General features: G+C 64.0%; 13 protein-coding genes. 5 read left to right on the top strand and 8 right to left on the bottom strand.

Annotation, left to right across the window (positions count from 1 at the left end; translation table 11 throughout):
- Positions 1 to 19: 19 nt before the first annotated feature.
- Together G3N95_RS21980 and G3N95_RS21975 are read left to right on the top strand one after the other, a co-directional pair.
- Positions 20 to 1,483 carry an acyl-CoA reductase gene (locus tag G3N95_RS21980; protein WP_205972176.1) on the top strand — a complete coding sequence of 488 codons (1,464 nt, stop codon included), beginning with the start codon at positions 20 to 22 and terminating at the stop codon, positions 1,481 to 1,483.
- A 70-nt stretch (positions 1,484 to 1,553) separates the two neighbouring features.
- On the top strand, positions 1,554 to 2,615 hold the full coding sequence (locus G3N95_RS21975; RefSeq protein ID WP_205972175.1) for an NAD(P)-dependent alcohol dehydrogenase: 1,062 nt from the start codon (positions 1,554 to 1,556) through the stop codon (positions 2,613 to 2,615).
- Positions 2,616 to 2,709: 94 nt separating this feature from the next.
- Here the strand turns inward: G3N95_RS21975 and G3N95_RS21970 are convergent, their stop codons facing one another.
- The gene (locus tag G3N95_RS21970) at positions 2,710 to 3,954 is read right to left on the bottom strand and encodes a thiolase family protein (RefSeq protein ID WP_205972174.1); all 1,245 of its coding nucleotides are present in this window, start codon (positions 3,952 to 3,954) and stop codon (positions 2,710 to 2,712) included.
- Positions 3,955 to 4,016: 62 nt separating this feature from the next.
- Positions 4,017 to 4,793: an enoyl-CoA hydratase/isomerase family protein gene (locus G3N95_RS21965; RefSeq protein WP_205972173.1), complete on the bottom strand. Its 777-nt coding sequence runs from the start codon at positions 4,791 to 4,793 to the stop codon at positions 4,017 to 4,019.
- Between the two features lie 273 nt (positions 4,794 to 5,066).
- Here G3N95_RS21965 and G3N95_RS40890 point away from each other — a divergent pair, with 273 nt between their 5' ends.
- The gene (locus G3N95_RS40890) at positions 5,067 to 7,796 is read left to right on the top strand and encodes a LuxR C-terminal-related transcriptional regulator (RefSeq protein ID WP_205972172.1); all 2,730 of its coding nucleotides are present in this window, start codon (positions 5,067 to 5,069) and stop codon (positions 7,794 to 7,796) included.
- 59 nt (positions 7,797 to 7,855) lie between these two features.
- Here G3N95_RS40890 and G3N95_RS21955 read toward each other — a convergent pair whose 3' ends face one another.
- The 3 genes from G3N95_RS21955 to G3N95_RS21945 all read right to left on the bottom strand — a co-directional run bounded on the left by G3N95_RS21955 (position 7,856) and on the right by G3N95_RS21945 (position 10,718).
- Entirely contained in the window at positions 7,856 to 9,010 is a 1,155-nt protein-coding gene (locus tag G3N95_RS21955; protein ID WP_241018807.1) for an acyl-CoA dehydrogenase family protein, read from the bottom strand.
- A 21-nt stretch (positions 9,011 to 9,031) separates the two neighbouring features.
- Positions 9,032 to 9,487 carry a MaoC family dehydratase gene (locus G3N95_RS21950; protein ID WP_205972171.1) on the bottom strand — a complete coding sequence of 152 codons (456 nt, stop codon included), beginning with the start codon at positions 9,485 to 9,487 and terminating at the stop codon, positions 9,032 to 9,034.
- Between the two features lie 70 nt (positions 9,488 to 9,557).
- A complete protein-coding gene (locus G3N95_RS21945) occupies positions 9,558 to 10,718 on the bottom strand; it encodes an acyl-CoA dehydrogenase family protein (protein WP_205972170.1) in 1,161 nt (386 codons plus the stop codon).
- A gap of 309 nt (positions 10,719 to 11,027) precedes the next feature.
- Here G3N95_RS21945 and G3N95_RS21940 point away from each other — a divergent pair, with 309 nt between their 5' ends.
- Both G3N95_RS21940 and phaC read left to right on the top strand, forming a co-directional pair.
- Positions 11,028 to 11,612, top strand: a complete 585-nt coding sequence (locus G3N95_RS21940; RefSeq protein ID WP_205972169.1) for a DUF2889 domain-containing protein — start codon at positions 11,028 to 11,030, stop codon at positions 11,610 to 11,612.
- Between the two features lie 41 nt (positions 11,613 to 11,653).
- Positions 11,654 to 13,315: a class I poly(R)-hydroxyalkanoic acid synthase gene (gene phaC / locus G3N95_RS21935; RefSeq protein WP_346778392.1), complete on the top strand. Its 1,662-nt coding sequence runs from the start codon at positions 11,654 to 11,656 to the stop codon at positions 13,313 to 13,315.
- Positions 13,316 to 13,357: 42 nt separating this feature from the next.
- On the opposite strand, the gene G3N95_RS21930 is transcribed toward phaC, so the two are convergent.
- The 3 genes from G3N95_RS21930 to G3N95_RS21920 all read right to left on the bottom strand — a co-directional run bounded on the left by G3N95_RS21930 (position 13,358) and on the right by G3N95_RS21920 (position 17,136).
- Positions 13,358 to 13,807, bottom strand: a complete 450-nt coding sequence (locus G3N95_RS21930) for a thioesterase family protein (RefSeq protein WP_205972168.1) — start codon at positions 13,805 to 13,807, stop codon at positions 13,358 to 13,360.
- Positions 13,808 to 13,851: 44 nt separating this feature from the next.
- Complete coding sequence (locus G3N95_RS21925) at positions 13,852 to 15,009, bottom strand: iron-containing alcohol dehydrogenase (RefSeq protein WP_205972167.1); 1,158 nt, start codon at positions 15,007 to 15,009, stop codon at positions 13,852 to 13,854.
- A 324-nt stretch (positions 15,010 to 15,333) separates the two neighbouring features.
- The gene (locus G3N95_RS21920) at positions 15,334 to 17,136 is read right to left on the bottom strand and encodes an acyl-CoA dehydrogenase (protein ID WP_205972166.1); all 1,803 of its coding nucleotides are present in this window, start codon (positions 17,134 to 17,136) and stop codon (positions 15,334 to 15,336) included.
- Positions 17,137 to 17,308: the final 172 nt, after the last annotated feature.

Below are 17,308 nucleotides of genomic sequence, written 5' to 3'. Positions count from 1 at the left end.
AATACCAAGGCTCGACACCATGACTCTTCCCATCGCACCGATGGTCATCCGCGGCAATGTGATTGCTGACAACCTCGTCGAAGTCGGCGGACGCGGCGGCGACCTGACCTTCCTGACGCCGAACGCCCATCACTATCTCGACAAGCTGCCGCTCGGCAATCCGGCCCGTCTGGCCGATCTCTACGAGCTGAGCTTCGACGACATCCTGGACTACGCGGAAGCCCTCGGCGAACGCCTCGACTTCGCCACCAATCCCTACCTGCAGGAAGCCTGCGAGCTGTCCTACCGGACCTCCCCCGTTACGCCGACGATGGTCAAGGGCAGCTACATGGGACTGCGCAACATGCTGTCGCGCGCGGCGATCACCGAAGCCGTCGACAGCACAGTCGGCATCCGGTTTCTGGAAGGCTGGGTCAGGCAGAAGCTGATCGACGGCACCGATCTCGAAGTGCGCTGCTTCGGCGCGCGCACGCTGCACATCGTTGCCGGCAACGCGACGGGGCTGTCGCTGCTGACGATCATCCGCAACATGGTGCTGCGCAGCGACGCGATCATCAAGGCGCCCTCGAACGATCCGTTCACCGCACTCGCGATTGCCCGCACGATGATCGACATGGCGCCGGACCATCCGTTGACGCGCCATCTGAGCGTGGCGTACTGGAAAGGCGGTGACAAGGCGTTCGAGGAACGCCTGTATCAGCCGCAAAACCTCGAGAAGATTGTCGCGTGGGGCGGCTATGCGTCGATGAAGCACGTCACGCAGTACATCCAGCCCGGCCTCGAATTGATTTCGCTCGATCCCAAGCGCAGCGCGAGCATCATCGGCCGCGACACGTTCGCGAGCGAGGCCACGATGCGCGAAGCGGCGCTCAGGCTGGCGAGCGACATCGGCGCGTTGAACCAGAAAGGCTGCGTATGCGCCCGCGTGATCTATGTGCAGAGCGGCACTGACGAACCCGGCCTGGAAAAACTGAATGCCTTCGGCCGCCTCGTCTACGACGCGATGCTGGGTCTGCCGAACACGCTCTCCACAGCGCCGAAACGCTACGACCCGAAGCTGAAGGCCGAGGTCGATGCGCTTCGGCTCGATGACGAGTGGTATCGCGTGATCGGCGGCAAAGACGGCGAAGGCGCAATCATCTGTTCGCAGATTCCCGAGCCGGTTTCGTTCGCAACGTTGCTCGACGACCGCACGGCCAATCTCGTACCCGTCGATTCACTCGAAGAAGTCATGGCCGCCGTCGACGCCTACACGCAAACCGTCGGCATCTATCCGGAACAGATCAAGGACGAACTGAAAGACAAACTGCCGCTTTACGGCGCACAACGCATCGTCTCGCTGGGTTACGCCGCGTCCATGAAGTGGCCGGCTCCGCAGGATGCCATTGAGCCGCTGCGTCGGATGGGCAAATGGATCTCGAACCAGATTGCCACACCGGAGACATCGGCGGCGCCGTGGATGCGGCCATCGATCGAACCTTGAGCATCACTCACTCGCGAGTGCCCGTCACACGTACGCGACGGGTATTCGTTCACTCTCTGATGGATCTGCAATGACACGCTACAAAGCCTTCTGCGCGTGCGAAGCGCACGCCGAACTAACACCCACGCGCATCGAGCGCCGCAACCTTCGCGCCGACGATGTCGCGATCGCCATCGACTACTGCGGCATCTGCCATTCGGATGCGCATACCGTCAACAACGACTGGGGCTCGACGGTTTATCCCTGTGTCCCCGGACATGAGATCGTCGGCCATGTCGCGGCCATCGGCTCGGACGTCACACGCTACAAGGTGGGGGACCGTGTGGCCGTCGGCTGCCTGGTCGATAGCTGCCAGGACTGCCCATCGTGCGACAGCGGCAACGAGCAGAACTGCACGAAAGGCCCTACTGCGACGTACAACGGCAAAGACCGCCACACGGGTGAAACCACCTTGGGCGGCTACTCGGAGCACATCGTCGTACGCGAAAAGTTCGTGCTGCGCGTTCCCGCTGCGCTCGACATGAAGTACGCCGGCCCGCTGCTGTGCGCCGGCATCACCGTCTGGACGCCACTGCGGCGTCACGGCGTCGGTAAAGGATCGAAGGTCGCGGTGGTGGGTCTGGGCGGGCTCGGCCACATGGCCGTGAAGCTCGCGGTAGCGCTCGGCGCCGAGGTGACGGTCATCACCACGTCCGCCGGCAAGGCCGATGACGCCCGCGCGCTCGGTGCCGCCGACGTACTGCTGTCGAAGGAACCCAAGGCGATGCAGGGGTCCGCCAACCGTTTCGATTTCATCCTCGACACAATTCCGACGAAGCACAACGTCAACCCTTATCTGACCTTGCTGGGTCGCAACGGCGTACTGGTGCTGGTTGGCGCGCTGGAGCCGCTCGAGGCGATCCACGGCGCGCTGCTGGTGCTGAACAACCGCTCGATCTCCGGGTCGCTGATCGGCGGCCTGCCGGCCACGCAGGAACTGCTGGACTTCTGTGCCGAGCACAACGTGTTGCCCACCTGCGAAATGGTGGACGTGCGCGATATCAACAGCGCGTTCAAGCGGATGCAGGCGAACGACGTGAAGTACCGCTTCGTCATCGATATGGCGTCGCTGCGCAACGTCGAGATCGACTGAACTTCGCCGGCGGCAGATGTTAACGAACAAGGGGATGTGGTATCGCCACATCCCCTTGTTTCACCATCTACGCTCTACGCGTATCGCTGCGATTTCAGGCCAGCCCGAAAATGCCCACGTGCTCGGTCGATTCTTCGACGCGCCACAAGCCGCCGCCGTTACCTTGCAGCGCAATCCTCGCGCCCTCGACCTGGCGCTTGCCGCAATTGCTACGCAACTGCTCCACCAGTTCGAAGATCTGGCCGAGGCCGGTCGCGCCAATCGGATGCCCCTTCGATTCGAGACCGCCCGACGGATTGACGGGCAGCTTGCCGCCCAGCGAAGTCTCGCCGCGCTCGGCCATCACGCCGCTCGCGCCCGGTTCGCACAGCCCCAGCGACTCGATCGACAGCAATTCGCCGATTGCGGTTGCGTCGTGGATTTCGGCCACATCGACGTCCTTCGGCGAGATGCCTGCCTGTTCGAATGCCGCCTTGCCGGCCAGATGCGTACAGCCCTTGTCGAACTCATGCGCCGCGCGCGCCGAAGCCGAGCGCACCACGCTCGCCAGCACCCGCACCGCGCGCTTGCGATCGAAGCCGTACTTCTTCAGCGCCGAGCCGGTACAGACGATGGCGGCCGCCGCGCCGTCGGAGATCGGCGAGCACATCGGCAGCGTGATCGGATAGGTGATGGGCGGCGCGGCCAGCACCTCTTCGATCGTCATCGGGTTGCGATACTGCGAGCGCTCATTGTGAACCGAATGGCCGTGATTCTTGGACGCCACCGCCGCGAGCTGACGCTGCGTAATGCCGAAGCGCTCGATCAGGCCGCCTCGGCCCAGCGCCGCGTAGACGTCCATGAACGGGCTATACGGCTTCTCCGACTGCGAACCCGGCGGCACCTCGACGTTCTTGCCCATCTGCGAGAGGTAGTTCTTGTTCTCCTCGAACGTTTCGATATCCCAGGCAGATTCGAAGGCCGAGAACATCTTCGCCTTGTCGCTGTAGAACATCTTTTCGGCGCCCACGGCGAGGACCACGTCGGCTGCACCGGCACGCAGCTGCGTCACGGCAAGATTGAACGCATGACTCGACGACGCGCAGGCGCCTTCGAGGTTGAAGATCGGAATGCTGTCGAAGCCGAGCGGCAGCAGCGCCACCTGGCCACGGATCATATGCTGTCCGTCGAAATGGCCTTGCGTGCAGTTGCCGAAGAAAGCGGCCTGCACCCATTTGCGGTCGCAACCGGAGTCCTTCAGTGCGTCTTCCACTGCCCACGCGGTAAGTTGCTTGACGGATTTGTCAGCGTGGCGGCCGAACGGCGTCATGCCCACGCCGACGATGTAGATGTCTTCCATGTCGTTATTCCAGATTCAATGCAAAGGGAGGTGAGCGCGAGGTACAAACACTCGCGCCCGGATCAGTAGCCCTTGAACTCGGGCGTGCGCTTCTCGGCGAATGCGCGCAGGCCTTCGGCGATGTCGTACGAACGCTGGTGGTTGCGCAGCTCCAGCAGCTCATGGCGCAGCGCATCGGCCACCGGCTTGTCCGCGGTCTGGTCGGCCACCTGCTTCATGCGGCGCAACACCAGCGGGCTCTTCTTCGACAGCTTGTCGCCGATCGCCTGGACGCGCGCAACCAGCTCGGCGTCGGCGACCACTTCGCTGACCAGACCGTAGGTCTTCATGTCCTCGGCCGGCAACGAATCGCCGGTAAAGAGCAGATACTTCGCGACGTTTTGCGGCACCTTGCGCGGCAGCACGGCCGCGCCGCCGCCGCCGGGGAACACGCCGAAATTCGAGTGGGCGTCGCCGAAACGCGCGCTCTGCGCGGCGATCACGAAGTCGCAAGCCAGCACCGTCTCAAGACCACCCGCGACGGCGAGGCCGTTGACGGCTGCAATCACAGGCTTCGGAAACGAACGCAGCAGGTCGAAGAAAACGACCAGCGTGTCGAGAAAATCCATTTCCCCCGGCTGTGCCGGATTGCCTGCCGTCTTCAGATCGGCACCTGCGCAAAAGGCCGGGCCCGTGCCCGTCAGCGCCACGACGCGTACGGCATCGTCTTCTTTCCAGGCGCGTAGCTGCGCTGTCATCGACAGAACCATGTCGCGGCTCAACGCATTTCTCGCTTCCGGGCGCGTCAACGTGATCCAGCCGACCTGGCCGTTCACCTCAAATGAAACCGATTCGCTCATCTCCTCTCCTTAGTCCCGAATCGACACGCACGGAGCGTGTCTGTCGGCAGCCAAGGTACGTCAGGCGATCCCATAATTGCCCCTCCCCTTGCGGACGCGCAACGGTCCGCAATCAAAAGCGCGGGTCACGAGAAGCCGACATGCCATACGGGCTTTCCGCGGCTTCCAAAGCGCAAATCGAAACGCGATAATGTGCCGTCAAGTCCCCGCCCGATGCGGCATAGCGCCCGCATTGCCAGGCCACGGGACAGTCCGAACAGGCAAGCCTCCGCCATGAACTCCGACAATCTCCTGGTGGCGACGAAGTTCTCGCCGCCACGCATCGGCCCCCGTCATATCCTGCGTCAGCATCTGCTGGCCCGTCTGGAAGAGACGAAGTACTGCGCCGCCACGCTGATCACGGGCGGCGCCGGTTTCGGCAAGACCATCCTGCTCGCGCAATGGCGTCAGGCGCTGATCAAGTCCGGCATCGACGTCGCCTGGCTCTCGCTGAGCCATGGCGACCGCGACTTCTCGCGCTTCTGCACCTACCTGCTGGAAGCGTTCCAGCGCCTCGGCATGCCGTCCGAGAGCATCGTGCCGCATGCCACCGGCAGCGAGCAGTCGATCGATACGGTGGCGGCCGTCGTCACCAGTGCAATGGAAGAGATCGATCGCGAGCTGTATCTGCTGATCGACGACTACCATCACGAGGAAGCACCCGCCGCCCACCGGCTGATGCAGAAACTGCTCGACCACTGTCCTGCGAACCTGCATATCGTCATCGCGTCTCGGACCATTCCGCCGCTCAGCCTCGGGCGGTTGCGCATGCAGGGCCAGGTCTCGGAAATCGACTTCGGCGAGCTGCCCTTCGATCTGGAGGAAACGCGCGCCTTCTTCGAACAGAACCTGAGTACGCTGAAGCTCACGGCCGACGAAGTGCGCCTGATCCACGATCTGACGACCGGTTGGCCAGCGAGCCTGCAACCCGTCGCGACGATGCTGCGCATCCGGCCGGCCAAGCGCGCGAACCTGCGCGCGCTGCTGTGGAAATCGGCTGATTTGCAGTCCTATCTGGCCGAGGACGTGGTGGCCTACCTGCCGCCGGAACTGATTTCGTTCATGGAAAAAACGGCGGTCTTGCGGCGCTTCAACGCCGAGCTGGCCGGATACGTCACCGAAGATCCCTCCGCCGCCGAACTGATCAAGCGCGCCGAGGATGAAAACCTGCTGATCTACCGCGTCGACTCCGACGATCGCTCGCCGTGGTATCGCTTCCATCCGCTGTTCGGCGAATTCCTCGCGCAGCGGCTCGCCCAGCAGGGCCAGCCGACCGTCGACGCGCTGCACCGGCGCGCCAGCCGCTGGTTCGCGGAGCAGGGGCTGCTGGTCGAATCGGTGCGGCACGCGAACCTCGGCGGCGATCTCGAATTTGCCGCCGGCGTGATGGAGCAGGCAGCCGCCAGATCGACATGGAACATGACCTATATCGGTCCCATGTTGCATCTGCTCGACCACCTGCCGCAGGAGACGCTGTTCTCTCATCCACGCCTGTTCTTTCTCGGCTGCCTGACCTACGCGCTCACGGGCCGGCCCGACAAGGCCGAACGCTGGCTCGAACAGATTCGCCGCACCGATGCCGCAAAAATCCCGGCGATCTCGTCGAAGTTCGTCATCACGGATTCGTCGATCGCCGTGCAGCGCGACGACATGCAGCGCGTCATCGAGCTTCTCGAACCGGCCTGCAATATGCCGATCGAGAACCCGTCGCTGCGCTACATCTGCCTCGCGGGGCTCGCCGCCGCGTACCTCGCGGTCGGTCGCCATGCCGACGTGCACCGCTTGCTAGACGACAATCCCGTCGCGCCGGAAGACCGGGCCAATGACATGGCGATGGTCTTCGAAAGCTTTCGCGCGCAGGCGTGCCTCGTCGCCGGCGACGTCACCCAAGCCGAACGCCTCGGCACCAGCATCCTTGCTCGCGCCGAAGCCGCGTTTGGCCGTGGCTCCGTCGCCGCCAACCTGTGCGCTGCAACGCTCGCCGATGCGTGGTACGAACTGGACCGCACCGACGACGCTCGCGAGGTGCTCGCCAACCGCACGGGTATCGTGCAGTCCTCATGGCCGGACGTGATGACGCGCGCGTCGCTGTGCCGCGCGCGACTCGACTTCCTGCAGGACGCACCGGAAACGGCGCTCGCGTTCCTCGAAGCGCAGGCATCGCATTTCCATCTGCTCGGACTGGATCGCGCGCTTGCGCACATGCTCGCTGAACAGGTCAACATGCTGCTCGCCGTCGGCGAGCGCCGACGCGCGTCGGAACTGGTCACCCGCCTCGAAGTACTGCGCGAGCGCTATGCGGACGCGACGGGCGTGTTCGTCGAGATTCCGGCCATTGCCGCAGCCGCAAGCGCGCAACTGGCATTGGCGGACAGCAACCCCGGCGTCGCGTTGCGAGCGCTGGTCGACGTGCTGCGCTTCGGAGAGGGGCATGGACAAGAGCGCGTGGTGGTCCGCGCGAACCTGCTTGCCGCCGTGGCGCACCACAGCCAGCAGCAGGACGCGGAGGCGACGCGCTGCCTGACGCAGGCGCTGACGCTGGGTTCGAAGCTTGGGCTGGTTCGCACGCTGCTCGACATGAAGGCACAGATCGGCAATCTGCTGGCCGCGATGAAGGGTGACGCCAGCCTGCCGCCGCCCGTCGCACGCTATCTCGACGACCTGCTCACCCGAATGACACCGGGCGCGGCCGCGGCAGCGGAACATGTTCACGCGGGCGGTGCTACGAGCCCGGGCGCGGGCAGCAGAGGCAACGCGGATCCGCACCGGGTCTCGCTGACTCCACGCGAACTGGAAATCCTGACACTGATCGCAGAAGCCATGTCGAACAAACGCATCGCGTTGACGCTGAACATCACGTTCGGCACGGTGAAGTGGAATGTGAAGAACATTCTCGCCAAGCTGGGTGTGTCGAGCCGCTACGATGCGATTTCGCTGGCGCGGCAGCGTGGCATGTTGAAGTAGGTTACTGCGCTGAAGACGGGGGCGCGCGAAGAACGCGCGCCCCGCAGATAAGGCGCTGCTCAGCGCGAACCGAGATTGCGCGCGATGATGACCTTCTGGATATGGCTCGTGCCTTCGTAGATCTTGGTCACGCGGGCATCGCGGTAATAGCGTTCGACGGGGAAGTCGGTCAGATAGCCGTAGCCGCCATGAATCTGGATCGCCTCCGAGCACACTTTTTCCGCGATCTCGCTTGCAAACAGCTTCGCCATCGACGCCTCTTTCGCACAAGGCACACCAGCGGCGTGCAGGCGGGCCGCATGCAGCATGTAGTGATAGGCGACGTCGACCTGCGTGGCCATGTCGGCGAGATCGAAGGCCACGCCTTGTAGCTTGATGATCGGCGCGCCGTACGCTTCGCGCTCTTGCGCGTACTTCACTGCGGCTTCCAGCGCGGCTCGCGCGACGCCGCAAGCCACGGCGGCAATGCCGATGCGTCCTTCGGAGAGCATGCCCATCACGCGCTTGTATCCGCCGCCTTCCTCACCCACCAGGTTTTCCGCCGGCACGCGATGGTCGTCGAGCTGAATCGCCGCGACATGGGCCGATCGCTGGCCCAGTTTTTCCTCGACGCGGGTCACGTTGTAGCCTGGCGCACGCGGATCGACGATGAAGAGACTCGGCCCCTTCTTTCCTTCCGGTGTCTCGGTGATGGCCGCGATCGCGAGACCCACGCCGGCCTCGTTGCCGTTCGAGATGAACTGCTTGCTGCCGTTCAGCACGTAATGATCGCCTTCGCGGCGGGCGGTCGTGCGGAACGCGGCGGTGTCCGAGCCGGCCTGCGGTTCGGTCAGAAGGCCGGCCACGATGGTCTTGCCGGAAGCCATGTCCGGCAGGTATTTGCGCTTTTGCGCTTCGGTGCCGCCTTGCGCGACTGCGCCGGCCAGTCCGTTGTGGACGTGCACGATGGTTGCGAAGCCGGCGTCAGCGGCAGCGAACTCCTCGATCGCGAGGCAGTACTCCGGAAAGGTCGCGGCCGAGCCGCCGTATTCCTCGGGGACGTGCATACCGAGAAAGCCCATCTCTCCGGCAGCCTTCAGTTCGTTGCGCGGCCACGCGCTGGTGCGGTCGCGTTCGGCGGCTGTCGCGGCGACGATGTCCTGTGCCACCCTGCGGGCCGCATCGCGGATCATGACTTCCTGTTCGTTCAGGAGCACTGCGGATGTATCGCTCATTGTTTTCCTCGGTTGTCTCTATCAGTCGAACAGGCGCACGATCGACTCGGCCACGCACACCGGCTTGCCGCCGTTTTCCGTTTCGACTGTCATTTCATAGGTGAGCTGCGAACCCTGCGGCTCGATCGGCTCGAAGCTCAACAGCTTGAAACAGGCGCGCACGCGGCTGTTGACGGGCACAGGCCGCAGAAAGCGCACGCGGTTGAGCCCATAGTTCACGCCCATCTTGACGCTGCGGATCGCGAACGCCGTCTCCAGGAACACGGGCAGCAGGCTCAGCGTCAGGAAGCCATGCGCAATGGGCGCGCCGAACGGGCCTTTCGCGGCACGCTCGGGATCGACGTGAATCCACTGGTGGTCGCCTGTCGCATCTGCGAACGTGTTGATGCGCTGCTGTTCGATAACGACCCAGTTGCTGGTCCCAACGATCTCGCCGACCAGCGATTGCATCTGGCTCAAGGTTTCGTAAGTCTTCATGTTGTCTCGCTCTTCGCGGGTTGATGGTTGAGCAGCAACGCGGCTGCATCGCAGGCACGCGGTGCACGCCTCAGTCGACGTTGCCCTGCACGCCAGACTGCGCCGAGGCTTGCAGAGCCGCTGCACACGCGGCTTCGCAGCGGTCGCTGCTGCCCAGCAGAAGGTCCGCCACGACGGCGCGCTTGTAGTAGTGGCCGACCTCGTACTCTTCCGTCATGCCGATGCCGCCGTGCAACTGGATACCCTGACCACAGACGAACTTTGCCGCCCGTCCGATCAGCATCTTCGCGGCGGCGATCTGCCGTTCGCGCGTGGGGGCGTCGTCATTCGCCAGCGACGCCAGCGCAACGTGAAGCATCGAACGCGCGACCTCCATTTCGGCGGCCATGTCGGCCATGCGGTGCTGCAATACCTGGAAAGAGCCGAGCGGCACACCGAACTGCTGGCGGGTCTTCAGGTATTCGGCGGTGATCTCGATAGTCTTCTCCATCACGCCGATCAGTTCCGCGCAGAGCGCCACCGTGCCCGCCGCGAGGCCGGCTTGCAGTGCGGGCAGCCCGTGCCCCGGCTCGCCCATCACCGCGTCCTCACGGACCCGCGCGCCGTCGAAGGTCAATTCCTCGACCCACGTGCCGTCATGCAGCGGCAACGCCTGACGGCTCAAGCCCAGGGTATCGGCGTCGACCAGCAGCAATGTGACGCCGTCGACACCGGGAACCTGCGCCGAAACGATGAATGCGTGTGCCCCGCTCGCGCCGAGCACGAGTGACTTGCGCCCGCGTAGGACGTAGCCGTCGCTGGTGCGCTCGGCGACCAGCGACACGGGCTGAGGCATGCCGCGCGAGCCCGGTTCGCTATAGGCGAGCGCGATGCGCTGCGTGCCGACGGCGAGCCGGGGAAGCAGGCCGTTACACTGCTCCGGCGTGCCCCCCGCCACCAGCGTCTGGGCCGCGAGTACCGCACAGCCCAGATAAGGTTCGACGACGAGTCCGCGCCCCAGCTCCTGCGCGATCAGCGCGGTATCCAGCAGCGTGCCGCCGAGGCCGCCATACTCCTCGGGTATGGCAGCCATCAGCCAGCCGTTGTCGGCAAACGTCCCCCAGTTGGCTTCACTGCCGTTTTTCCCTTGTTTCAGCAGGGTCGTGCGCGCTTCGAACCCGTACGTCTTGTCGACGAAGCGGCGGACGCTGTCCTGCAACATGTTTTGTTCCGAGGTCAGATCGAAATCCATGCGTTGTCCTACTCACAGATGTGGAGCATCGCCCGCCTGACGGTGGCGTGCTGGGCCTTGCCCGGTTTCCTGATTGCTTCGCGAGAGCCCATCTTAGGGAGACGACTGCTGTGTCATCCCCTCCCTTTCTTGCAGGGGCGGGGCATCCGACGCGGTGAAGCGTGCGGTCATGAGGTGCGACACGTTGCCCTCCCGTCCGGAGAGGGGACGCACCACACACCCCGCCCTAATCTGCGACAGTCGCCTCACACCGCACAGCGCATCGAGCGTTCGTGAACGCAGAGGCTCCATCTCTTTCGACGCCCCGACATGACTGAGTCCAACATCCGGCGCCGCCCCTTGCATACGCGCCACATCACCTGTCTCGCTTACGAGCGGGACGACGGCTGGATCGACATCGAAGGCGAAATGCAAGATGTCACGCCCGACGGCACCGATCTCTTCTTCAGGCAAATCGACGCGGGCGCCTTCATTCATCGGATGAAGATCACGATGACCGTCGATCGCGAACTGGTGATCCGAAGCATCACCGCGCACATTCACGACGGCGCAACGCCGAATTGCCACGAGACCGAATCGGCCTATCGCGCGCTGGAAGGACTGAAGATCGGGCCGGGGTTCCGCAAGCAGATACAGGCAAGGGTCGGCGGCAGGCTTGGCTGCACGCATCTGACTGAGCTGCTGCTGGGCCCGATGGCGACGACGGCCGTTCAGTCGCGCTTCGCGATGCTGCGCGCGTCGCCGATCTGGCGCGAGCGCCTCTACGGCAATACCGAGGTGCAGCCGCCCGCGATTCTCGACACCTGTCACGCGTACCGGGTCGACGGCGAAGCAATCAAACAGGTCTGGCCCGTGCATCGGCGCCCCGGAAACGGCGCGCCTCGCTCGCAGTAACGCTCATCGCCATCGATTCATCTGCTTGCAATGGAGCCGTCGTGAACAGCAAAGATTCGAACAAGCCGGACGCCGGCGCACATCAACGCGGCACGAACGCGCCTGCAAACGATGACGCACCCGCCGCCCTCGTCGCCAGGCAGTACTGGGACGCGCAATGGACGTTGTGGCAGTCGCTCATGGGCGCCGCTTCGGCATCCGAGCCACTGCCCAAAGTTGTCCAGCCGGCTCAGGGGGATCGCCGTTTCGATGCGCCGGAATGGCATCGGCATCCGTGGTACGCCGCGCTGATGCAGTCCTATCTGCTCAACGCCGACCTGCTCAAAGGGATGATGGAAGCGGCCGACGTCGAGCCGAAGACGCGACAGCAACTGCGCTTTCTGACGCGTCAGTTCATCGATGCATCGAGCCCTGCCAACTTCATGCTGACGAACCCCGAGGCCATGCGCGTCGCCGTCGAATCGGCTGGGGCGAGCCTGCAAACCGGTCTTCACAACTGGCTCGCCGATACGACGCGTGGCCAGATCGCCATCACCGACGAGCGTGCATTCGAGGTCGGACGCAATGTTGCCGTCTCCGAAGGCGCGGTGGTCTTCGAGTGCGAACTGATGCAGCTGATCCAGTACGCGCCGCTAACGAAGAAAGTCGCACGCCGCCCGCTGCTGATCGTGCCGCCATGCGTCAACAAGTTCTATATCCTCGATCTTCAGCCGCACAACTCCTTCGTTCGATTCGCGGCTGAGCAGGGCTACACGGTGTTTCTGGTGTCGTGGCGCAATCCCGTCGACGAGTTGCAGCGCGCGACGTGGGACGACTACCTGGAGCAAGGCGTCATGCAGGCGATCGATGTCGCGCTGGCCATCAGCGGCGCCGACAAGGTCAATGCGCTCGGCTGGTGTGTCGGCGGCACGATGCTGGCTTCCGCGCTGGCGGTGTTGGGCGCGCGTGGCAAGCAGCCCGCGGCCAGCATGACGCTGCTCACGACCCTGCTCGACTTCGCGGAGCCCGGTGAACTGGGGACCTTCATCGATGAGCGTGTCGTCGCTCACGCCGAGCAGATGCTGGCGGACGGCGGCCTGTTCAACGGCAAGGCGCTCGCGTTCGTGTTCCAGTCACTGCGTGCGAACGAACTGGTCTGGCCGTATGTCGTCGGCAACTATCTAAAGGGCGAAACGCCCGAGGCATTCGATCTGTTGTACTGGAACAGCGACGCGACCAACCTGCCGGGCCCGATGTACGCCTGGCTGCTGCGTCACGGCTATCACCAGAACGAGCTGCGCTTGCCGGGCAAACTCGAGGTGTGCGGCATCCCGTTCGATCTGGGCAAGGCAACAGTTCCGACGTATGTGCTCGCGAGCGAGCGCGATCATCTCGTGCCATGGCGCTCCGCCTGGCAGGCGACGCAACTGCTCGGCGGCAGCACGCAGTTCGTGCTGGCCGCAAGCGGACATATCGCGGGCGTGATCAATCCGCCCGCGGCGAACAAGCGAAGCTATTGGGCGGGCAGCGAACAGCCGGCGGCAGACGCCGACGACTGGCTCGCAAACGCTAACAGTCATGCCGGCAGCTGGTGGACGCACTGGAGCGCATGGCTGCGCCCCAATGCCGGCAAAAACGTCGCTGCGCCGGAAGCGCCAGGCAACGACGTGTACCAGCCGATCGAACCGGCACCTGGCCGGTATGTGAAAGTGCGCCTCGCATGACGCACGGCGAACCGCAAGACTGAAGTGTGAGTGGCGGCGGCGTCAGTCTGCGTCGTCGGCCACGAGGAGTGGTATGAGTGCGGCCTTTAGCGACGCGTCGAGCGGCTTAGGTTTCCGCGTGACACGATCGACGTAGACGTGAACGAAGTGGCCCTGTGCCGCCGGAACCGTTTCGTGTTCGGCGAACAGCCCGATCTCGTAGCGCACGCTGGTCGTCCCAAGCCGCGCCACGCGAAGCCCCGCCATCAGCCGGTCCGGAAAAGCGACAGAATCGAAGTAATCGCATTGCGTCTGCACCACGAGCCCGATCGATTCGCTTCGTTCGATATCCAGCACGCGATGGCGCAACAGATACTCGTTCACCACCGTATCGAAATAGCTGTAATAGACGACGTTGTTGACGTGGCCGTATGCGTCGTTGTCCATCCAGCGCGTCTGGATCGGAAGCAGATGAGGATAGGCGTCGCGCTCGCGGATAAGCGGTTTGTTCATGACTGTTCTACTCGATTGATGCGTTGCGCGACATTGCAGCGCGATCAGAACGCCGCGCTGTAGATCGCCAGCGCGTCCTTTTCCGTGACAGGCCGTGGATTGTTGACGAGCAGCCGCGTCTGCAGCATGGCATCGCTCGCCATACGCGCCAGATCTTCTTGACGCACGCCGACTTCGCGCAAGGTCCGCGGAATGCCAGTCGCCTCGATCAATCGCTCCATGTGCGCGATCAACGCGAGTGTCTTGTCCTCATCGCCGCCCGTCGCCTCCGGCACGACGATCTCCGCGAGCCGCGCATACCAGTGAGACGCGGACGGCGCGTTGAAGCGCAGCACATGCGGCAGCACCAGCGCATTCGACAGCCCATGTGGAACATGAAAAATGCCTCCGACGGGATACGCAAGCGCATGCACGGCGGCAACGGGCGCGTTCGCAAATGCCTGCCCGGCCAGCATCGCGCCAAGCAGCATCGCCTCGCGCGCTTCGAGGTCGCTGCCGTCGTCGCACGCGCGCAGCAGATTGCGCGACAGCAGCTTGAGCGCCCGCTCTGCGAGCATGTCGGAGAGCGGGTTCTTCGCGCGGATCGACGTGTAGGCCTCGATCGCGTGAACCATCGCATCGATTCCCGTCGCGGCCGTCGCATGACGTGGCAGTCCGACCGTGAGTCCGGCATCCAGGATGGCCATGTCGGCGATCAATTGCGGCGCCACGACGCCCGTCTTGGTCGTCTCGCCAGTCGTGACGATCGACACCGCCGTGACTTCGGAGCCCGTACCCGCAGTCGTCGGCACCTGCACCAGCGGCAGACGATGGCCCGTGACCTTTTGCACGCCGTAGATATCCGCCAGTGACTGCTTGCCGGGTGCAAGTACCGCGATGAGTTTGGCCACGTCCATCGACGACCCGCCGCCAAGCCCGATCACCACTTCCGCACCGCTCGCGCGCGCCCGTTCGGTTGCTTCGAGCACCACGCGCTCGGGTGGATCGGCAACGACATCGTCGATGACGGTGACTTGCCAGCCGTGCTTGCGCAGATCGGCGAGCGCCGGATCGATGAGTCCGCCTTCGTGCAGAAAGCGGTCGGTGACGATGCACAGACGCGAGTGATCCGGATACCGGGTTCGCAGTACCGCGCCGAGACGGCCCGATATGCCGCGCTCGACAAGGATGGACGGAACGGTCGTGAACTGAAATGCGGACATGTCGAGTTATGGTTTGAACGTGAAGATGTGCTGCTTGCCGTGTCGTGTATTAATCTGGGACGCACATGGCGGGGCGTTTCCTGCCAGGCGGAAACACGCGCCATATGCCGTCTTCGTGACGAAAGAAGAACATGGCTATCGGCCGTTCCGTCCTGAACGTCTCGATGCGTACGTAGCGTTCGCGTCGGCCTCGTCTGTTTCTGAACTGCGTGACTCTGACCGGCTTCGCCGGGTCCGGCGCGAGCCAGTGCTCGACCATCGCGCGCAGCGACCTTTCCCCACTAGCCATCCGTTTCTCCATTCAGCCGGAACCGGCACCTTCGATCAGAACGCGTCCTCGTGCAGCCCGAGTACACCTTCGCCGCCTTGCGCGCCGACGATCGAGGCCTCGAATGCCGCCGCCTGCGGCAGCACGTAGTTCGCGTAGCAATGCGCGGTGGCAATCTTGGCGCCGTGAAATAGCGGATCCTCGTGCATGAGCCGCTGCGAAGCGAGCAGTGCCCGCGCCATCTGCCAGCCGCCGAGCACGATGCCGACGAGCTTCAGATACGCCACGCCTCCGGCATACGCCGCATTCGGATCTTTTTTGGCGTGCTCGAGCATGAACGCGACGGCATTCGCAAACGACTGACTGCCCGCGGCGAGATGCCGGTGCATCGCCTTGAACGCGGCGTTGTCCGCGAACGCCGGGCTCGTCTCCAGGGCCTGCACGACCTCGCCTATTTCGCCGATGAGCGACTTCGCGACCACACCGCCGTCACGCACGGTCTTGCGGCCGATGAGGTCGTTGCCCTGTATCGCCGTGGTGCCTTCGTAGATCGGCAGGATGCGCGCGTCGCGATAGAACTGCGCGGCGCCTGTTTCCTCGATGAAGCCCATGCCACCGTGAATCTGCACACCGAGGCTCGCCACGTCCACCGACATCTCCGTGCTCCAGCCCTTCACGATCGGCACCATGAACTCGTACAAGCCGTGATGCACGGCCCGCGACTGCGCATCGGGATGGCGTTGCGCGTGGTCGGAGTGCGCAGCTGCAACGTATGCCAGCGCGCGCGACGCCTCCGTGAGCGCGCGCATGGTGCCGAGCATCCGGCGCACATCCGGATGGTTGATGATCGTCACCGATTGCTGCGCGGAACCATCGACGGGACGGCTCTGCACGCGCTCCTTCGCATAGCTGCGCGCCTTCTGATAGGCGCGCTCGGCGATAGCGATTCCCTGCGTGCCCACGGCAAAGCGCGCCGCGACCATCATCACGAACATGTACTCGAGTCCGCGATTTTCCTCGCCGATCAGCTCGCCGATCGCGCCACCCTGGTCGCCGTATTGCAATACGGCAGTCGGGCTTCCCGTGAGTCCCATCTTGTGTTCGATCGACACGCAATTGACGTCATTGCGCGCGCCCGCCTCGCCGTTTTCGTCGACGAGATACTTAGGCACGAGAAAGAGCGAGATGCCCTTGACGCCGGGCGGCGCGTCGGGCGTGCGCGCGAGCACCAGATGCACGATGTTGCGGCTCATCTCGTGTTCGCCCCACGAAATGAAGATCTTGGTGCCGAAGATCCGGTAGGAGCCGTCCTGCTGACGTTCGGCGCGCGTACGCAGCAAACCGAGATCGGAGCCGGCCTGCGGCTCGGTGAGATTCATCGTGCCTGACCATTCGCCGGACACGAGATGCGGCAGATAGCGCCGCTTCTGTGCGTCGCTGCCCGCCATCAACAATGCTTCGATTGCGCCATCGGTCAACGAAGGGCAGGTCGCGAGCGACAGGTTCGCCGCGCACTGCATTTCGATGCAGGCGGCGCCGACGAGCTTCGGAAGGCCTTGTCCGCCGTATTCGGAAGGATGCGCGACACCTTGCCAGCCGCCGTCGACGAAGTGCCGGAAGGCCTGCTCGAATCCCGGCGACGCGCTCACCCGGCCATCGCGCCATTGCGCCGGCTGCCGGTCACCTACCGCGTTCAGAGGCGCCCAGATTTCGCCGCACAGCTTGCCGGCCTCCTCGAGCACGGATTGCACGGTGGCAGCCGTGGCGTCCGCGTAGCCCGGCAAGCGGGTCACGTTATCGAGACCCGCCAGTTGCTGCATGACAAACAACATGTCCTTGATGGGCGCGCGATAGCTCATCCTGTTCTTCTCCAGTAATGCTCACATTAGGGGCGGTCACGGATCGTTGGCTTGCAGGGATTGATCCGGCGAGCGGGGCCTTCTCACGTGCACACATGCCCCGGACAAACCGTTGCCGATTAAATCAGCTACCGCGATTCGCTACCCCTATCCTGAAGGTAGGGCGACGCAT

Origin of the sequence: Paraburkholderia sp. Tr-20389 (genome assembly GCF_017104565.1) — a bacterium.
Classification (GTDB): domain Bacteria; phylum Pseudomonadota; class Gammaproteobacteria; order Burkholderiales; family Burkholderiaceae; genus Paraburkholderia.
The sequence above is the reverse complement of the archived record's forward strand: the minus strand, read 5'-3'. Positions and strand labels throughout refer to the sequence as shown.